Raw genomic sequence first — 17,538 nt, 5'->3', positions numbered from 1 at the left:
ACCTTCCTTAATGTCCATTCAGAATATCCGCATACTGGATTTTGATGCCAGCCTGATAAAACAACAAGAGATCCTTCAAAAATATAGCCCACAGATTATAGACTTGTCTGCTTTTGGCCCCAGGGTAAGGCTTTGGATGGATAAAAAAACAAAATTGGCTATTGAAGGGCGGCTGTGTGGCCTGGCAGAAAATTCCCTTATTTTTTTAGGTTCGGGGGACTTTCATCATATCAGCTCTATTTTGATTGATCAGTCCGATGAACCATTTTCATTAGTAGTTTTTGATTTTCATCCGGATTGGGATATCATTCCGCCTAAGTATGGCTGCGGCTCATGGGTAACACAGGCGTTGAAAAATAAAAATATTAAAAAATGCCTGTTAGTGGGAATTGCCTCAAATGATATTTCTACCGGGTATATTCAGAGCGGGAATCTAGGCTCACTTAAGGATAGCCGGGTCAGGATATATCCTTATTACCATAAACCATCGCGTGTTTTTTTACGGGATATCCCGCAGAATGATTCCCTAAGGCTTAAAAAATGTTTTTTGGGCAGTCAGATATATTGGAGCGAGCTTGCCGGAAAGAATTTAGCGGATTTTTTTCTTAGCGTTATTCAATCTTTGCCTACCAGGCAGGTATATGTTTCCATAGATAAGGATTGCCTGAAAAGAGAATATGCCCTGACTAATTGGGAAGAGGGTTTGCTTTCGTTAGAAGAACTCCTGCTGATGCTGAAGGTAATCAGGGATCACCTGGAGATAATCGGTGTAGACATAACCGGAGAATATTCTCCGGTTATATTGGCTTCTAAGTTTAAGGCGTTTTTCTCGCGCTTAGACCACCCCAAAGATGTAGCCGCAAATCATTCCTCGGATTCTCTTATCCACGCCACCAACCAGGATACTAACCTTAGGATTTTAGAAACCTTAATTGATTAAAAGCATAAGAAAATTTAAGATAGTATTTTTGCGATACGGTCCAGGTCTGCTTTAGTCAGGAAGGTGCTGGTAGAGAGGCTGATGTGCCTTTGGGCGAGGTAACGGGCGTTGGGCGCGTCCTGGGGCGGGATGATATCTTTTAAATATGCATAATCATTAATGGCCGCAAGGTAGATTATAGATACGCCTAGCCCTGTTTTAGCCAAAATTTGTGCAGCTTTATTTTTTTGGGAGGGATGATCAAAAAGCAGGGTCAGGTAGGGATAGCTTGCATAATTTTCTGCGGGCGCGGTAATCAAATGTATCCCGGGAATATCTTCTAATAATTTTAGGTATTCGGATACTCTTTGCCTTTGTTTGTTTATTTCCTGATCCAGGCGCGTAAAAGTCAGGTGGCCGATTCTCTTCCTGAACTCTGATACTGCATGCAGCGGAAAATCCGGGGTATAATATTCTCCGGCTGCCCTCTCTGGCTGCCTGCGCCAGGACCAAAAGAGCCGGGGGGCATTAAAGACAAACCAGAAGAGGCGCGGCCTGTAAAAAAGCCAGTATCCGAATAATTCCAGTATTTTTAAGCCTTCAGAGAGAGGGTCTTTATGGGAGAGGCGCTGGATTGTTTTTTCAATTAACGGGGCAAAGGCAGTTTCTCCGGTGACAATAACGCCGCCTTCGTAAATAGTCAGGCCCTTACCGCGGCAGAGGCTAAAGAAGGAGAAGTCCCCCAGTGCCCCGGTCTTTTTATTTTTGTACATCGCCCCCAGTGATTGGGCACAGTCCTCAATAATAAATATTTTATTTTCCCGGGTGATTTCTTGCATAGAATCAAAGTCTACGGGTATTCCGCCTAAATGCACGGCGACAATCGCCAGGATATCCGGATTACTTAGGCATAATTCCCTAAGCTGCCGGGAATCGAAATTAAAATTATCTTTCTGTATATCGCATACGAGGATTTTTAATCCGGCCCTTTTTATTGCCAGAGGTATGAGGGGGCAGATAAAGGCAGGGATGATAATAGTTCTTTTAGGAGAGAGTGTTTTTATGGCCTCTAAAATAAAATAAAAAGCCGCGGTGCCCGAATAAGTGACCCTGGCAAAAGGTACGCCCAGATATGACTGGAAATCTTCTTCTAAAGAGCCTTTCCCTGCCTGTCCTGAAAAGAGGGAGAGGATGTCTCCGGCATAAAAAGGAAACCCTGCGGTAGGAGGAATCTCTCGTAATAGGCTCATTTTTATTTAATATATGACTATTTTATGCTAAAATAGCACAAAATTCAAGGTACTTATTATGCTAAACATTACCGCTCGTATTGTAGATTCTGTCAGTAAAATAAAAAGGGATGATTGGGATGCGGTTTTTAAAGATGCGCCCGAAGGATACCCTTTCTATGAACTCTTAGAAAGTTCCTGCCTGCGGGAATTTAGTTTCCATTATCTTATTTTATCTGAAGGAGACGGCATTGTTTTTATTGCGCCTTTATTCATTGCCGATTTTAACCTGGATATTGCTGCAGGTAAGTTTATCGCAGGCGGCATCCAACTCCTGCGCAGAATTTTCCCGCGTTTACTCGTGGTCAAGACGCTGTTCTGCGGTTCTCCTTTCGGAGAGAATGGCGTGGCGGGTGTCAGGGATTCTTTTGAGCATAAAAATGAGCTGATTGCAGAGTTAGTTAAAGGGATAGAAGGCTTTTGCCAGGAAAAGAAGATACCTTTGATTCTCTTTAAAGATTTCCTACCAAAAGAAACTCTGTTTCTGGATGCGCTCCTGCCTTATAGGTTTTTTAAAGTAAAGAGTTTTCCCTGCGCGGTGACACAACTAGGGTGTTTTTCTTCTTTTGACGATTACCTATCCAGCCTGGGCAGCGCTACCAGAAAGAACCTGCGCCGGGAAATCAAAAAAGCTTATTCTACGGCAGAGATTAGCGTTAAGGCAGTAGATTGCGTTGGTGAAATAATAGAAGATATCTACCGGCTTTACCTGAATACTTACGGCGCGGGAATGACCAAATTCGAGAAGCTCACCCCGCAGTTTTTCTTAAACGCAGGCAAGGAGATGCCTGGGCAGGCTAAATTTTTTCTCTATTATGTAAATGGAAGGTTGGCCGCCTTTAATCTCTGTTTCGTATATCCGGATTTATTTATTGATAAATTCATCGGTTTTGATTATGATATATCCCAACAGGTACACCTTTATTATCTGAGCTGGTGTTATAATGTAGAGTGGTGCCTGAAGCACAAGATAAGTTCGTATCAGACCGGCCAGACTGATTACGGGGCAAAGTTAAAACTGGGGGCAAAACTTATCCCGCTCTACGCTTACCTTAGGCATAACAGCCGCGCAATCAATGCAATCCTGGCTTTATTGGCTAAATTCCTTAATCCGGAAAAATCTGACGCACTGTTAAAAGATAAACTTTGATGTTCAGAAAAAAAATAACCTTTAAGATATTACTGATTTTAATCTCTTCGGATGTGCTGGAGACCCTCACGCATTTCTGTTTTAAAAAAAGCACGTTTTCCATAAGCAGCGTTGAAATAAAGGTCCTTTCGGATATCCTCGTTTTTTTATTCGGGGTTTTATCTTCGCCGTTTTTATGGGCCGGCCTGGCATCGGTTGCCGCTACCTTCATCATCTGGTCTGCTATCCTCTCTAAAATAGACCTAAGCGTTGCCGTACCTGTCTGCAGTTTCAGCTATATTGCCGTTCCTTTAGTTTCTATTATTTTCCTGCATGAAAAAATCAGCATGCTGCGCTGGGTGGGGATAATTTTTATTTTAATAGGGGTGATATTTGTTTCCCTTAGCAGCAAAGAAAAGGAGTATCAGTCACCGTGAAGTGTAGTTTCGCCTTTATTATATTCCTGATTGCCTTAACGAGTATCTGCGATACTATCAATCAGCTTTTCTTGAAATCCGCCATCAATTCCTTAGGGGTCTCCTTAAGCGCCAATATTGTTAAAATATTGAAATTCATTATCAAGCTGATCCTTATCCCGCGGGTATGGATTAGCTTTATTTTCAGCGTAATTTCTTTATGTATCTGGCTCTTTGTCCTCTCTAAGATAGACTTAAATCTCGCCTTTTCTTTAGACAGCATGCATTATATTTTTATTGCTTTAGCCTCGCGTATCTTCTTAAAAGAGAAGGTAGGCCCCAAGCGCTGGATGGGCACTATTTCTATTATCGCCGGGATAATCCTGGTGAGCCTGACTTCTTAAGCAATATATTTTTTAGATGCGCCGGATGGTTTAATGATCGGGAGCAAGCATGTCTTTTAGAATGCGTCCTGTTTTTATTGTCCTGCTTTTGTTAGTTGTTTCATCGCCGCAGCTATTTTCCTCTTCAAATAATACGCTTATCGGCGATCCTGCCCCGGATTTTAAAGTTGTCTCTGCAGATAAAAAAACACTGACCCGCAGCGATATCAAAGGCAAGATAGTAGTATTGTTTTATGAAGCCAGAGGTGCCGTAGAAGAGAACCGTAAGCTAAAGGATGAGCTGAATATTTTTTATGCCGCGCAGGCCGAATCTGTGAAAAAAGATATTGTCAGGGTAGCGGTAATCAATTGCCACGGTGTCTTATTTAAGGGGGCCTGGGAAAAGGGTTTACGTGAGAGTTCCGCGAAAGAGGGGATTACCGTATACGGCGACTGGGACGGGAGTATGTCCATTGCTTATCGCGCCAAAAAAGACGAAAGCAACAGCATAATTATAGATAAGAGAGGGGTAGTCAGGTATTACGCTTCGGGTGAGATTAAGGATATAGGCAGAGTTAAGGAATTATTGCAAGTTCTCCTTCATGAAAACATAGATAAATAGAAGTAGTAGCGTTAATACGCCTAATCGTTACTTTAGGTAAGCCCATAATTCTTATGGGCTTTTTTATTTTTTACTTGACTTTTTGCATTATTTATTCTACTATTATAATAGTAGTTTTATGATACTTCTACTATAATCTATGAGGAATACGCAAAATAAAGGCACAATCGGCAGGAATATAAGGGCCTTAAGGCTAAAGAAGGGTTTTTCGCAAGACCGGCTTTCTAAGCTTACTGATCTGTCTTTGAATACTATCGTCAAGGTAGAATCAGGCAGAAATTCCAACCCTACTATAGAAACTTTATTGAGGGTCGCAAGGTCGCTGGCTGTGGGGGTCGATGACTTAATTAAATGACCTTGACACAATTACATAATTAGTTATACTTATCATATAAAGCATACAAATCATACTTACGGTAAATGAGGGGCTGTATCATAAAAGAAGGGGAGGCAAGATGGCTAAGTTTGACGGGCCTAAGGTATACGGTGCGGTAACGGTAGGAGAGAAGGGGCAGGTGGTGATACCGGCTAAGTTACGGGGGGTTTTCGGAATCAAGGCCGGCGATAAGCTGTTTGTTTTCGCCAAGCCCGGAGGTTTTATCGGCCTGATGCCTGCAGGCCAATTCAATGAATTCTTAAGCCATATGACTGAAATGCTGGCAAAGTTCAAAAAAAGGAAAAACGGGTATTAAATAATGCGTAAATTTATAAAGATTTCTGTAATTTTATTGTTCTTGGGTTTTTCCCTGCATCAGGCCCGGGCCGAGGAACTGCTCACCTGGGAGGATTGTGTTAGAGAGGCAGCGAAAAATCATCCTGATTTAATCGCAGCTAAAGAGAGCGTCAAGCAGTCCGAGGCGGAGAAGAAAATCACGGCAAGCGCGCTATTTCCCCAGATAGACAGCAGCGTGAGCGCATCCACTGCCAGGACAGATACCGGCGCTTCCAGCAAGACTGGCGATACCTATAGCTATGGAGTCACGGGCACACAACTGTTGTTTGACGGGATCAAGACCATAAACGAAGTAAAGGCAGCTTCAGAAAATATAACGGCAGCAAAAGAGAGCTTTAGATTTACCTCAAGCGAGGTCAGGTTCAGGTTAAGGAGCGCTTTTGTGAATTTACTCAAAGCCCAGGAATCGCTGCAAATTACACAGGAGATTTTTAATATCAGAAGGGCAGACCTGGAATTGATTACTTTACGCTATCAATCTGGCTTAGAGCATAAGGGGGCGTTGTTAACTGCAGAAGCGGATTTAGCGCAGGCAGAGTATGAGATTTCTCAGGCTAAAAGAAATGTGGAGGTCGCCCAGAGAGAACTAGTAAAAGAAATGGGCCGGATGCAATTAACTGGTATGCGGGTAAGGGGGGACTTTATTGTAGGGGATGCCGCAAAAGAAAAGCCGGATTTTGAAGCCCTAGCCAAAAACAATCCTTCTTTACAACAAATCATTGCCCAAAAGAACGCCGCAGGCTTTAGCCTGAAATCTGCCTATGCGGATTTTGCCCCTACGCTCTCCGGATCAGGCGGAGCAAATAAAACCGGTTCCCGCTGGACTCCGAAAAATGACCAGTGGAATTTAGGCCTGACTTTATCCCTGCCTATATTTGAAGGAGGATTAAGGCTGGCGCAGGTTTCTCAGGCAGAGGCTTTATTGAACCAGCTGCGGGCGAATGAAAGGAGCACAAAAGACAGCGCTGTTTTAACTTTGGAAGAGACGTGGGCAACATTACAGGATACCATAGAGAATGTAGGGGTGCAGAAAAAATCCTTAATGGCTACCGAAGAGCGTTCAAAGATCGCCGAGGCACAATATTCCATAGGCTTTATTTCCTTTGATAACTGGACGATTATTCAGGATAATCTGGTGAATGCAAAACTCAGTTATTTGAATGCCCAGGCCAATGCCTTGCTCGCTGAGGCAAATTGGATCCTGGCGAAAGGAGAAACGATAGAATATGCGCAAAATTAAATTAAAAATTATTTTTGTCCTTGTGATTGTATCAATTATCGCCGTCTTTATCATGGTAAAGACACGAGGCAGGAGTATGGAAAATGAAATTATTAGAGAGATTAGTCCCACAATCGGCACAATCGAGGTGATTGTCTCTACTACGGCTACGGTTTTGCCTAAGAACCGCCTGGAGGTAAAGCCGCCTGTGCCAGGGCGCGTAGAAAGCATTGAAGTGCGGGAGGGAGATATGGTTAAGACAGGCCAAATTCTGGCCTGGATGAGTTCTACTGAACGCGCAGCGCTTTTGGATGCAGCCCGGGGCCAGGGAGAGAAGGCTTTAAAATATTGGAAGGAAGTTTATAAGGGTATACCTTTATTATCTCCTATTGAGGGGGAAGTAATAGTAGCCACAACTCAACCCGGCCAGACCGTAACTACTGCTGATGCAGTAGTTGTCTTATCCGACCATCTGATTACCCGGGCCCAGGTTGATGAGACGGATATCGGCAGGGTTAAACTGGGGCAGAAGGCAATTATTACTTTAGACGCTTACCCCGATACAAAAATCAAAGCCGCCGTGGAACACATCTATTATGAATCTAAGACCGTTAATAACGTGACCATATACGAAGTTGACCTTACCCCAGAAAAAGTCCCGCCTTTCTTTCGTTCGGGGATGAACGCGACCGCGGATTTTATAGTAGAGAGCAAAGAAAATATCCTGATTATTCCCCAGGAAGCATTACGTAAGGAAAAAGGAGAGAGTTTCGTTTTGGTAAAACAGGAGAGTAATAAAGTGCCCTTAAAGACCCGCGTTACCTTAGGTGTTTCTGACGATAAAAATATAGAGGTTATCTCCGGAGTGGATAAGGACGATAAGATATTGATCGCCAGCAAAAAATATGTCCTTCCCACCGCTAATGTCGGGAGTAGCCCTTTTACGCCTTTCGGAAGAAGAAGATAACCGTTTAAATTCTAAAAAGAAGAGCCATGATTGAAGTAAAGGGTCTTTATAAGACTTACCAGATGGGTGAGGCAAAGGTGCAGGCCCTGCAGGGCGTTTCTCTAAAGGTTTCTGCGGGCGAGTTTGTAGCCATTATGGGCCCTTCGGGCTCGGGTAAATCTACGCTGATGCATGTGTTGGGTTTACTGGACAGGGCAGATGGCGGAGAGTATTATTTAGGCAAGAAAAAGATTAACGCGCTTTCGGACGAAGAACTCTCCGCAATACGTAACCGCCTGGCCGGTTTTGTCTTTCAGCAATTCCATCTTTTGCCCCGGATGACTGCCTTAGAAAACGCAGAACTTCCTTTGATTTATGCGGGTAAGCGCCATTTAAAAGAAAAGGCAAAAGAGAAAATTACAGAAGTCGGTTTAGCCGATAGGATAGATCACCGTCCCAATGAACTCTCCGGAGGCCAGCAGCAGCGCGTGGCCATAGCCCGCGCCTTAGTCAATGACCCTCTGGTAATTTTTGCGGATGAGCCTACGGGTAATTTAGATTCTAAAAGCAAGGAAGAGATTATTTCTATTTTAAAAGGATTAAACCAGCAGGGTAAGACAGTGATTGTAGTCACCCATGAAAACGAAATAGCCAGCCATGCCAGGCGCATAATCCGTATGCGCGACGGCAGGATTATTTCCGATGAAAAATCAGAGGTTTCTCCGGTAGCTGAGCAGGATAGCCAGGCAGATCAGGTAATTGACGCTGTTTTATCTAAGCACGAGAGAAAAGCCAGAGAGACCGAATTTTTTGATTATGTACGCCAGGCAGCCAGCGCCATGGTCTCCCATAAAATGCGTTCATTTTTATCTATTTTAGGTATTTTAATCGGTGTAGCTGCGGTAATTGCCATGCTTGCCTTAGGTACCGGGGCAAAACAATCGATTGAGAAACAACTGGCATCGTTGGGCTCTAACCTTCTGGTAGTCAGGCCAGGGTCTCCCAAGGTTCATGGAGTGGCGATGGAGAGCGGGACATTTACGCGTTTTACCCTGCTGGATGCAGTTAATATCGCTAAACTCACCGATACGGTAAAAAGCGTCAGTCCCCTGGTAAACGGCAAGGGCCAGATAGTCTATATGGATAAAAACTGGAATACCCAGGTGCAAGGCGCAGGGGTTGAATATGCCGCTATGCGCGCTTATTCTTCGGAAGTAGGCAGGTTCTTTAATGAAGAAGAAGTCAGGATGAGAAGTAAAGTAGCGGTATTGGGTACGACGGTAGTGCGCGAGCTCTTCGGCGATGCCAACCCTATAGGCGAAACCATCAAAATCAATTTAATCAATTTTAAGGTCATCGGCGTATTAGCCAGTAAGGGGGCAAGCGCCTTCCAAGACCAGGATGATACCATAATTATCCCGGTTACTACAGCCATGTTTAGGGTATTCGGGAAAGAATATGTGGATATTATTTTTATAGAAGCACAGGGCCCGGATTCTATAGACGCGGCGCAGGAAGAGGTATCCCAGTTGATTATTAAGCAGCACCGCTTGAGCAAAAAAGAGGCGGAAGATTCCTTTGATATACGCAATATGAGCGATATCAAAAAGACCCTGGAGGCGACTACCAAGACTATGTCATTGTTATTAGGGGCGATTGCTGCCATCTCGCTTTTAGTGGGCGGCATCGGCATTATGAATATTATGCTGGTTTCGGTCAGCGAACGCACGCGCGAGATCGGCCTGCGCAAGGCCATAGGAGCAACCAATAAAGATATTATGGTGCAATTCCTGATTGAGGCGGTGTTGATGTCCTCTCTCGGGGGGATAGCGGGGATTTTGCTGGGAAGCGGCGTATCTACGCTGATAAACCTCCTTGCCGGTTGGACGGTTGTTGTCTCAGGATTTTCCATCATACTGGCCACTACCTTTTCTTTAGGTATAGGTATAGTCTTCGGCCTCTGGCCGGCCCAGAAGGCCGCGCAACTCGATCCTATCGAGGCCTTGCGGTATGAATAAAAGTAGTTTTTAGCGGGTCCTGCCGCGGGGGCGCCTCTCGTCAAATTTTCCTCGAGGCATCCCCCGCGTCACCCGCTAAACGCTCATGTAAGCTCGAAAGCCGCCAGATTTATTTATGAATTGACATATTAATCTTTAACGGGTGGCTTGGCTTGATTCGAGCAGCATCTCGAAAATTCGAGCGGGCACGATTGCCTAGCTAAAATGAAATCGGGCAGAGCGAGAATTTTCACCGAAGTGCAGTGAGCCACGCTGGGGCGAACAAACGGTGCTGCGAGAACAAGCCAAGACAGGACCCGTTAAACTGCTACTTATGGCTACGAATTTCAAACATTAAATTTATGTTGACAAAGCGTAAAAAGGTGGTATACTTAGCTTCGTAGTAAAGAAGAGATTAGAAGTCTTATAACCGCAAGGAGAAGGATGACTAACCTTGCGGTTTTTTCGTTTCTGTCATTATTTATCCCGTTAGAAATCGGGGTAGTAAAGGTAGAAAAAGGATTTCTAAGGGGAATTTACTATAATTTCGAGGAAAAGGAGGTAGTAAGTAATGGCAAAAGGAACAGTAAAGTGGTTCAATAACCAAAAAGGTTATGGATTCATCACCCCCGAATCGGGCAGTGACGTATTCGTGCATCATAGCGCGATTCAGGGTGAAGGTTACAAATCTTTAGAGGAAGGCCAGCAGGTCGAATTTCAGATTGAAAAAGGCCCTAAAGGCGAACAGGCTACGAACGTAGTCAAGTTATAACCTAAGAAGAAATACGGCCCGCAACATTTATGAGGCGGGCCTTATTTTTTATAAAAGGAGGGAGTTAAGATGCACACAGGCAAAATTAAGAAGTTAGTCCGTGAGAGGGGTTTTGGTTTTATCAGCGATACGGACGGCAGGGAACTATTCTTCCATCAGAGCAGCATAGTGGATGCGCAGTTTACCGATTTAACCGAGGATAAAGAAGTGACCTTCGAAGTAGAAAGCTCTCCAAAGGGCCCGCGCGCTATCAATGTGCGCATTGTAGCTTAAGGAGTTTATCGATCAAAAAAGTAAAGACTTCGCATAAAGGCAGGGTCTGCAGGTATCCGTCTTGCAGGATTATCCTGAGTATCTACAACCATACCCAGTATTGCCATCTGCACCGCGATAAATTAGTGCAGGACGATAAACTGAAGGTTTCAAGATTTTGTTGAATAATCCCTCATTTCGCGCTATAATATTTACAAACGCGAAATGAGAAAGACGATCGGGCTTAAGAAAGACCGGTGTTTTTAAGGCAACTCTCTATTAGAGAGTTGCCTTTTTTTGTTTACGGAGGAAGATAATGAAGAAAAAAAAGTTAATCTTTGCCTGGGCGATGCTGGTATTGTTAACGCTGGGCACTTGCGGTTGCGCTGTGGTAGGCGCGGCAGTAAGCGCGGGCATTGCTTATGGTATCTACCAGGCTACCAAGTAACCCCGGAATTTCACTAGCAGGGGAGGGTAGATGTATTATTTTAGCGAAGAAAATATTTTTATTTTTCTGATTCAGATTTTCCTCCTTCTAGGGCTGGCTAAAGGTTTAGGAGAGCTCTTCCGTAGATGGAAACAGCCGGCGCTTACCGCGGAGATCCTGGTAGGCATACTCTTAGGGCCGACAATCTTAGGCCGTTTTCTGCCGCACCTGTATCAATCCATCTTCCCGCAGGACCCCTCCAGGAGAATATGCTGCAGACAGTAACCTGGCTGGGGCTTTTATTCTTTTTACTGGAGACCGGGTTGAAGATGGATTTCTCCAGCGCCTGGAGGCATAGGGGCAAGGCCTTAATCATTGCCCTGACCGATATAATAGTCCCTATGACGCTTGCCTTTATTGCCTGCCTTTTTCTACCCGCGTATTATCTGACCGATCCTAATCAAAGACTGGCTTTTTCTATTTTTATGGCTACAGTGATGACTATCAGCGCCATGCCTACTGCCGTCAGGGCCCTGCATGACTTAGACCTGATTAAGACAGATTTGGGTTTTCTGATTATGTCCGCCTTGTCGGTGAATGAAATTATCGGCTGGGTAATCTTTACCTTTATCCTGCATTTTATTACCTCCGTCAATATAGAAGTTGACAGGTTCATTGCCGTTTTTGCGGTGATAGTAATATTTATAATCTTCTGTTTGACCTTCGGTAGAAAGTTTGCGAATTCCGTCATCTCTAAAATAAAAAAATACGATTTACCTGAACCGGGGAGTTCATTAACATTCATTTGCCTTTTAGGTATCCTCTCTGGCGCTATATTCCAGAAGATAGGCGTGAATGCCTTGATCGGTTTTTTTATCGCCGGGATCATGGCCGGGGAAGCAAAAGCGCTTCCCGAAAGGACCAGGCAGGTAATCTCGCAGATGGTCTATGCCATATTTATCCCGCTATTTTTTACCGGCATAGGCCTGAAGGTAGATTTCTTTGGAAGTTTTAATATATTCCTGGTGCTTTTTGTGACCGGCATCGGTATTTTTGGTAAATTCCTGGGGGCTTGGTTAGGCGGGATATTCAGCGGCCTAAGCCAGACAAACCGCATGCCCGTGGCTATTGCGCATACTCCCGGCGGCTCCATGGAGATTGTTATTGGTATCCTGGCCCTGCAGCATGGCCTGATTTCTGAATCCGTTTTTGTAGCTATAGTCTGCGGCGGGGTTATTTCTTCGGTGGCGCTGGGGCCGTGGCTTAGATATGTAGTAAACAGGCGCAAGGAAATCAGCATAATGGAATTCTTCTCGCGCGCTACCATACTCGCGGAATTAAAAGCCACGGAGAGAAACGGCGCTATCCATGAACTCTGTGCCCTTGTCTCTGAGCAAGGCAATACCTCCGCCAAAGAAACGCTTTATTCATCAGTAATGCAGCGCGAGAATATCATGGGGACCGCAATAGAAGAAAGCATTGCCCTTCCTCATGCGCGCTTAGGTTCTCTGGTCAAGCCGGTAGTAGCCTTTGGCAGGTCAGATATCGGGATAGACTGGAACTCCCCGGACGGAAAGCCCACGCATTTTGTTTTTCTTATCCTCACCTCCAAAGAAAATGACTGGGCGCAAGTCCAGATACTGCGCATCATCGCCAAGGCCATGGCGGATGAAGCCACCCGCAAAGCCATATTAAAAGCAAGCGATGCCCGGCAGATCTGGGATGCGCTGGAGCATAAGTTTACTACTCATAGTATTTTAAGAAAATAAAAATATCTTAGCAAACTTAAAATTTCTGTTATAATTGTGCAAAGGTTTCATAAAATAATTTAAAAGAAAAATGATGCTATTATTCTGGACAGTTTTCTTAGGCGTAATCATCTTGACTTTTTATGCTACGAGCATTTACGGTGATCCTCTAAGCAGGCCGAAGGGAAAGAAAAGCGAGCCCAAAGGTCCGTTAGATAATAAGGAAGCTGAAGTTGCTACTAAACAACAGAAAATTTTAGAGCTGGGAAACCAGGTTACTTCCTTAAAAAGCGAGTTGGAAAAAACCAAGGCAGATTATAACCGCATTAGAGATGAGTTAGAAGCAGCCAGAAAAAAAGGCCAGGAATTAAAAGACGAAATGCTTAAGCGGGAGCAGTGGGTCAAGACGAGCGATGAGGCGCTGCAGAAGATTAAACAGCAGAATTCAGAGACCCAGAAGAAATTCTCCGAGAAAGAAAAGGCGCTGGAGGCGGAGTTTGCTAAGAACGTAGATTTAAGCAGGAGCGTTAAGGAATTAAACGATAAAATAAAATTGCTGGAAAAGGATACCAAAGAGAAATCCAACGAAATCGAAGCCTTAAAGCATAGAGTCCAGAACCATGCGGATAAGTCCGAGGCGCTCGCTAAGACGGTTAAGGAAATGAAGGACGAGAAAGAACACAGCGAGTGGGTCCCTAAGAAAGATTTTAATGAATTAAACGAGGAATACACTGAACTGGAAAAACAATTAGAGAATAAGGAAGAGAGGGTAAAGGTTTTATCGGATGAGATACTGCAATTAAAGAACCAATTAAGGGAGCAAGAAGAGGGGCTCAGGCAGCATGTAAAGGCAGAAGAGCCGCCTGCCCAGGAGCAGGCCATTGCGCAGCCTGAAGCAGCGCCGGCTACGCCGGAAGAAGAACCGGTAAAGCCGACGGAAGAAATACAGGCACAACCGCAAACAGAGCCATCACAGCCGCAACAGGAGCAACTACCTGTAGAAATACCCGTAGCAGAACCGCCGCAAGAAAAAGAGCCGCAAGAAAAAGAAAAGAAAGAAGTCTCCCATGTTTCTCCTAAAATCAGTTTAGATAAGGTAAGGAATATCGGGATTATGGCGCACATCGATGCCGGCAAAACTACCCTCACCGAAAGAATTTTATTCTATACGGGTAAATCCCATAAGATAGGTGAAGTGCATGACGGTAAGGCACAGATGGATTGGATGAAACAAGAGCAGGAGAGAGGCATTACCATTACTGCGGCAGCGACTACCTGTTATTGGAAGGATTACAAGATTAATGTTATTGATACCCCTGGACACGTTGACTTTACCGTAGAGGTAGAGCGGTCATTAAGGGTGCTTGACGGAGCGATAGCGGTTTTTTGCGCCGTAGGCGGGGTTGAGCCGCAATCAGAGACCGTATGGCGCCAGTCGGATAAATATAATGTGCCGAAAATTGCCTTTATTAATAAGATGGACCGCGTGGGCGCGGATTTCTTCAGCGTGATTAAGAATATAGAAAAGGAATTAGGAGGTAATGTCATACCTTTAGTCATACCTATCGGAGCTGAAGATAAATTTTGCGGGGTCATAGACCTGTTGGATATGAAGGCTTACATATATGATGAAGAATCGCAAGGCAAAGATTTTCGCGTGGAGGATATTCCTGCCGATTACCAAGAGATAGCAGGAAATTACCGCCATATCATGGTAGAAAAAGCTGCGGCATTCGATGATGACTTAATGAAAAAATATCTGGCTTCCCCTGATTCCATAACGCAGGATGAATTGATGCAGGCTATCCGCCGCGGGACCATCGTCAATAAAATGGTGCCGGTTTTATGCGGGGCAGCTTTTAAAAACAAAGGCGTGCAAAAACTGCTGGATGCGGTGAATTTATACCTTCCTTCGCCGTCTGATCTTCCTCCCGTAGAAGGGCACGACCCTGATAATGCCGAGACAGTTATTACCAGGAAGGCGGATTCCAAAGAGCCTTTTGCGGGGCTGGCCTTTAAAGTGCAGGCAGACCCGCATATGGGAAAGCTGGTTTATGTGCGGGTTTATTCCGGGGTTCTTGCCAGCGGCTCTTATGTGCTTAATGCCACAAAAAACAAGAAAGAGCGTATCGGCAGGCTGGTGCAGATGCACGCTAACCAGAGGGATAATATAGATTATGCCTTTGCCGGAGATATTGTGGCAGTAATCGGTTTGAGCTATACGGTTACCGGAGATACCCTCTGCGAACCCGACGCTCCGGTATTGCTGGAGGCAATACAATTCCCTGTGCCGGTAGTCTCATTAAGCATTGTGCCTAAGAGCCGCGCTGACCAGGATAATCTTGGTAAAGGCCTGGCTAAACTTACGGAAGAAGACCCTACCTTTATAGTAGAGACTGATGATGAGACCAAAGAGACTATTCTTACCGGTATGGGCGAACTCCACCTTGAGATTATCGTGGACAGGTTAAAGGAAGAATTCGGCGTGGAGGCAATCGTAGGCCAGCCCAAGGTTGCTTATCGGGAGACTATTACGCAGGCGGCAAACGAAGAATATAAACATATTAAGCAGTCCGGAGGCAGGGGCCAGTATGGGCATGTAGTGATGGAGATTTCACCTAATACTGCCGGAGGAGGTTTTGAATTTATAAATAGTATTAAGGGCGGGGCTATTCCGAGAAACTTTATCCCGTCAGTAGAAAAAGGCGTCATCGAAGCCATGCAGAAGGGTGTTTACGCGGGTTATCCTGTAGTTGATGTTAAGGTGGACCTTATTGACGGTTCATATCACGAGGTAGATTCTTCGGATATTGCTTTTCGGCTTGCAGCTATCGGTTGTTTTAAAAACGGTTTTATAAAGGGGTCTCCGGTATTGCTTGAGCCTTCGATGTCTCTTGAGGTGATTTCTCCCGAGGAGCATTTTAATAGCATCGTCGGTTATATCTGTTCCTGCCGCGGTAAAATCTTAGGCATTGAGCCTAAGGGTAACCAGAAAATTATTTCTGCAGAGGCGCCGCTTTCGGAGATGTTCGGTTATGCCACGAATTTACGTTCTTTAAGCAGCGGCCGCGCCAGCGGTTCGATGCAGTTCGATAAATATGTGCAGGTGCCCGCGGAAATCGCGGCAAAAGTACTCGAGGAGAAGAACAAGGAAAAGAATAAGGAGAAAGGCAAGTGAAGATGCATCATGCCAAGGTAAAAATTTATTATCATGATACTGATTGCGGCGGCGTGGTTTATTACGCCAATTACCTGAAATTCCTGGAGGAGGCGCGCACTGAGTTTTTTGCCGAAAGAGATGTATCCGTTAAGGAGCTTACCCGGCAGGGCATATTGTTTGTGGTCGCCCGCCAGGAGATAGACTATAAATCGCCGGCTTTTTATGGCGATACGCTTGATATTGAGACCCGGCTGACTAATATTTCGCGGGTAAAGCTTGAATTCGAATACGAAATAAAGAATCAGGACGGCCAGCTTATTTCTTGCGCTAAAACAATAATGGTTTGCGTGGATAAGAATCTTAAACCCCAGGCTATTCCCGAAGAGATGCGTAAAAAGTTATCGGAATAAGGTTATCATGAAGATATTAATAACGGTATTTATATTCAGCCTTTTTTTATTAAAGTTAGTACCCCAAGCCCAGGCAGATGTGGTTTATCTTAAAAACGGCCGCCAGATGGAAGGCGTTATTACGCAAGAGACTAACGAATACGTAGAGCTTTCGATTGATTTTGGTTCGGTCAAGTTTTATCGTGGGCAGATTGAGCGGATCGAGCATTCTTCAGAGAAAGAAAAACAGGCAATAGAGCAATCCTGGGAAGCCCGGCGTTTAAAAAAAGAGAAGGAATCAAAAATACGCCAGGAAGAAGGGATGATCAGCCCCGGCGAGGTAGAAGCGAACCGTCAAGGGGACCATCTTTTTGTTAATGCATTGCTTAATAGAAAAGTAAACGCCAGGTTACTCGTGGATACGGGCGCATCCTTTGTGGTCTTATCCCCCAATATAGCTAAGCAATTAAATATAGATATAAAGGCCGTTGCCCCTGACATCAAATTAACACTGGGAGACGGAAAAGAGGTGCCCGCCAAGCTTATTAAACTCGATATTGTGAGCGTAGAGGAGGCTATAGCCAGGGATATAGACGCAGCAATTATTGATAAAGATGATGCATTTAACGGGTTTGACGGCGTATTAGGGATGTCATTCCTCAGGTTGTTTAAATTTGAGATTAATTTAAAAGAAAATAAACTGGTTTTGCAGAAACCATAAAAGAAGATTGATATGCCTAGGGATAACCGCGTGAAATCTTTCGTATTCTTCGGTAAAAGCGGATGCTTACTGCCATCATTGATAGTATTTAATCTCTTCTTTGGTAGGATTTTTTTAAAACCAATGCCGTGGCTAATCAGTGAGGCGGTATTGTTATTGCTTTTTATAATCAGTAGTTATGCCATTACCCGTAAGATGGCTTCATATTCTTCAAGGCACGATGATGCCATAGACGTTAAGGGGGAGGTGTTGGAAGACCATCAAAAGATAGGTTAGCTTGGCCTTGATTACCTGTAATCGCAATACAATAATGTCCGCTTTTAGCAAAGCAAAAATGTCCTGTTCCAAAGTTGCTATAATGATCCTTTCCAAAGGAGGATCATATGGCAGGAAAGGACATTATAATGGCTACGCAG

At 44.5% G+C, this 17,538-nt stretch carries 20 protein-coding genes; 19 read left to right on the top strand and 1 reads right to left on the bottom strand.

Annotation, left to right across the window (positions count from 1 at the left end):
* Positions 1-10 precede the first annotated feature (10 nt).
* On the top strand, positions 11-940 hold the full coding sequence (locus PHV44_05625) for a hypothetical protein (protein MDD5592753.1): 930 nt from the start codon (positions 11-13) through the stop codon (positions 938-940).
* Positions 941-954: 14 nt separating this feature from the next.
* Here PHV44_05625 and PHV44_05620 read toward each other — a convergent pair whose 3' ends face one another.
* On the bottom strand, positions 955-2,169 hold the full coding sequence (locus PHV44_05620; protein MDD5592752.1) for a DegT/DnrJ/EryC1/StrS aminotransferase family protein: 1,215 nt from the start codon (positions 2,167-2,169) through the stop codon (positions 955-957).
* A gap of 58 nt (positions 2,170-2,227) precedes the next feature.
* On the opposite strand from PHV44_05620, the gene PHV44_05615 reads away from it, so the two are divergent.
* The 18 genes from PHV44_05615 to PHV44_05530 all read left to right on the top strand — a co-directional run bounded on the left by PHV44_05615 (position 2,228) and on the right by PHV44_05530 (position 17,398).
* Positions 2,228-3,358: a GNAT family N-acetyltransferase gene (locus PHV44_05615; protein MDD5592751.1), complete on the top strand. Its 1,131-nt coding sequence runs from the start codon at positions 2,228-2,230 to the stop codon at positions 3,356-3,358.
* Complete coding sequence (locus PHV44_05610; protein MDD5592750.1) at positions 3,358-3,774, top strand: EamA family transporter; 417 nt, start codon at positions 3,358-3,360, stop codon at positions 3,772-3,774. The genes PHV44_05615 and PHV44_05610 overlap by 1 nt, the downstream gene beginning before the upstream one ends.
* Positions 3,771-4,157: a hypothetical protein gene (locus PHV44_05605; GenBank protein ID MDD5592749.1), complete on the top strand. Its 387-nt coding sequence runs from the start codon at positions 3,771-3,773 to the stop codon at positions 4,155-4,157. The genes PHV44_05610 and PHV44_05605 overlap by 4 nt, the downstream gene beginning before the upstream one ends.
* Positions 4,158-4,206: 49 nt before the next feature.
* Positions 4,207-4,758 carry a redoxin domain-containing protein gene (locus PHV44_05600; protein ID MDD5592748.1) on the top strand — a complete coding sequence of 184 codons (552 nt, stop codon included), beginning with the start codon at positions 4,207-4,209 and terminating at the stop codon, positions 4,756-4,758.
* 139 nt (positions 4,759-4,897) lie between these two features.
* Positions 4,898-5,113, top strand: coding sequence for a helix-turn-helix transcriptional regulator (locus tag PHV44_05595; protein ID MDD5592747.1), 216 nt, complete (start codon positions 4,898-4,900; stop codon positions 5,111-5,113).
* Between the two features lie 100 nt (positions 5,114-5,213).
* Positions 5,214-5,450 (top strand): AbrB/MazE/SpoVT family DNA-binding domain-containing protein, encoded by a 237-nt coding sequence (locus PHV44_05590; protein MDD5592746.1) that lies wholly within the window; start codon positions 5,214-5,216, stop codon positions 5,448-5,450.
* Positions 5,451-5,453: 3 nt separating this feature from the next.
* Positions 5,454-6,731, top strand: a complete 1,278-nt coding sequence (locus tag PHV44_05585; protein MDD5592745.1) for a TolC family protein — start codon at positions 5,454-5,456, stop codon at positions 6,729-6,731.
* Entirely contained in the window at positions 6,718-7,677 is a 960-nt protein-coding gene (locus tag PHV44_05580; GenBank protein ID MDD5592744.1) for an efflux RND transporter periplasmic adaptor subunit, read from the top strand. Before PHV44_05585 ends, PHV44_05580 begins: the two co-directional genes overlap by 14 nt.
* Before the next feature lie 26 nt (positions 7,678-7,703).
* Positions 7,704-9,674, top strand: coding sequence for an ABC transporter permease (locus PHV44_05575; protein MDD5592743.1), 1,971 nt, complete (start codon positions 7,704-7,706; stop codon positions 9,672-9,674).
* A gap of 550 nt (positions 9,675-10,224) precedes the next feature.
* The gene (locus PHV44_05570; GenBank protein ID MDD5592742.1) at positions 10,225-10,425 is read left to right on the top strand and encodes a cold-shock protein; all 201 of its coding nucleotides are present in this window, start codon (positions 10,225-10,227) and stop codon (positions 10,423-10,425) included.
* A 69-nt stretch (positions 10,426-10,494) separates the two neighbouring features.
* On the top strand, positions 10,495-10,698 hold the full coding sequence (locus PHV44_05565; GenBank protein ID MDD5592741.1) for a cold shock domain-containing protein: 204 nt from the start codon (positions 10,495-10,497) through the stop codon (positions 10,696-10,698).
* A gap of 295 nt (positions 10,699-10,993) precedes the next feature.
* Positions 10,994-11,125: a hypothetical protein gene (locus PHV44_05560; GenBank protein ID MDD5592740.1), complete on the top strand. Its 132-nt coding sequence runs from the start codon at positions 10,994-10,996 to the stop codon at positions 11,123-11,125.
* A gap of 30 nt (positions 11,126-11,155) precedes the next feature.
* Positions 11,156-11,389, top strand: a complete 234-nt coding sequence (locus PHV44_05555) for a hypothetical protein (protein ID MDD5592739.1) — start codon at positions 11,156-11,158, stop codon at positions 11,387-11,389.
* Entirely contained in the window at positions 11,374-12,873 is a 1,500-nt protein-coding gene (locus PHV44_05550) for a cation:proton antiporter (GenBank protein ID MDD5592738.1), read from the top strand. The genes PHV44_05555 and PHV44_05550 overlap by 16 nt, the downstream gene beginning before the upstream one ends.
* A 1,060-nt stretch (positions 12,874-13,933) precedes the next feature.
* Positions 13,934-16,030, top strand: a complete 2,097-nt coding sequence (fusA, locus tag PHV44_05545) for an elongation factor G (protein MDD5592737.1) — start codon at positions 13,934-13,936, stop codon at positions 16,028-16,030.
* Positions 16,031-16,032: 2 nt separating this feature from the next.
* Positions 16,033-16,422 carry a thioesterase family protein gene (locus PHV44_05540; protein ID MDD5592736.1) on the top strand — a complete coding sequence of 130 codons (390 nt, stop codon included), beginning with the start codon at positions 16,033-16,035 and terminating at the stop codon, positions 16,420-16,422.
* Positions 16,423-16,429: 7 nt separating this feature from the next.
* Positions 16,430-17,122: a retropepsin-like aspartic protease gene (locus PHV44_05535; GenBank protein MDD5592735.1), complete on the top strand. Its 693-nt coding sequence runs from the start codon at positions 16,430-16,432 to the stop codon at positions 17,120-17,122.
* Positions 17,123-17,134: 12 nt separating this feature from the next.
* A complete protein-coding gene (locus tag PHV44_05530) occupies positions 17,135-17,398 on the top strand; it encodes a hypothetical protein (GenBank protein ID MDD5592734.1) in 264 nt (87 codons plus the stop codon).
* Positions 17,399-17,538: the final 140 nt, after the last annotated feature.

The sequence above is a fragment of the Candidatus Omnitrophota bacterium genome, from assembly GCA_028717245.1.
Classification (GTDB): domain Bacteria; phylum Omnitrophota; class Gorgyraeia; order Gygaellales; family Profunditerraquicolaceae; genus JAGUYA01.
The sequence above is the reverse complement of the archived record's forward strand: the minus strand, read 5'-3'. Positions and strand labels throughout refer to the sequence as shown.

Excerpts from the sequence above, each read along its gene's own strand:
- PHV44_05535 (MDD5592735.1), top strand. The coding sequence starts at position 16,430 with ATGAAGATATTAATAACGGTATTTATATTCAGCCTTTTTTTATTAAAG.
- PHV44_05550 (MDD5592738.1), top strand. The coding sequence starts at position 11,374 with ATGCTGCAGACAGTAACCTGGCTGGGGCTTTTATTCTTTTTACTGGAG.
- PHV44_05625 (MDD5592753.1), top strand. The coding sequence starts at position 11 with ATGTCCATTCAGAATATCCGCATACTGGATTTTGATGCCAGCCTGATA.
- PHV44_05615 (MDD5592751.1), top strand. The coding sequence starts at position 2,228 with ATGCTAAACATTACCGCTCGTATTGTAGATTCTGTCAGTAAAATAAAA.
- PHV44_05565 (MDD5592741.1), top strand. The coding sequence starts at position 10,495 with ATGCACACAGGCAAAATTAAGAAGTTAGTCCGTGAGAGGGGTTTTGGT.
- PHV44_05590 (MDD5592746.1), top strand. The coding sequence starts at position 5,214 with ATGGCTAAGTTTGACGGGCCTAAGGTATACGGTGCGGTAACGGTAGGA.
- PHV44_05540 (MDD5592736.1), top strand. The coding sequence starts at position 16,033 with ATGCATCATGCCAAGGTAAAAATTTATTATCATGATACTGATTGCGGC.
- PHV44_05580 (MDD5592744.1), top strand. The coding sequence starts at position 6,718 with ATGCGCAAAATTAAATTAAAAATTATTTTTGTCCTTGTGATTGTATCA.
- PHV44_05570 (MDD5592742.1), top strand. The coding sequence starts at position 10,225 with ATGGCAAAAGGAACAGTAAAGTGGTTCAATAACCAAAAAGGTTATGGA.
- PHV44_05610 (MDD5592750.1), top strand. The coding sequence starts at position 3,358 with ATGTTCAGAAAAAAAATAACCTTTAAGATATTACTGATTTTAATCTCT.
- PHV44_05560 (MDD5592740.1), top strand. The coding sequence starts at position 10,994 with ATGAAGAAAAAAAAGTTAATCTTTGCCTGGGCGATGCTGGTATTGTTA.
- PHV44_05530 (MDD5592734.1), top strand. The coding sequence starts at position 17,135 with ATGCCTAGGGATAACCGCGTGAAATCTTTCGTATTCTTCGGTAAAAGC.
- PHV44_05585 (MDD5592745.1), top strand. The coding sequence starts at position 5,454 with ATGCGTAAATTTATAAAGATTTCTGTAATTTTATTGTTCTTGGGTTTT.
- PHV44_05595 (MDD5592747.1), top strand. The coding sequence starts at position 4,898 with ATGAGGAATACGCAAAATAAAGGCACAATCGGCAGGAATATAAGGGCC.
- PHV44_05600 (MDD5592748.1), top strand. The coding sequence starts at position 4,207 with ATGTCTTTTAGAATGCGTCCTGTTTTTATTGTCCTGCTTTTGTTAGTT.
- PHV44_05575 (MDD5592743.1), top strand. The coding sequence starts at position 7,704 with ATGATTGAAGTAAAGGGTCTTTATAAGACTTACCAGATGGGTGAGGCA.
- PHV44_05620 (MDD5592752.1), bottom strand. The coding sequence starts at position 2,169 with ATGAGCCTATTACGAGAGATTCCTCCTACCGCAGGGTTTCCTTTTTAT.
- PHV44_05555 (MDD5592739.1), top strand. The coding sequence starts at position 11,156 with ATGTATTATTTTAGCGAAGAAAATATTTTTATTTTTCTGATTCAGATT.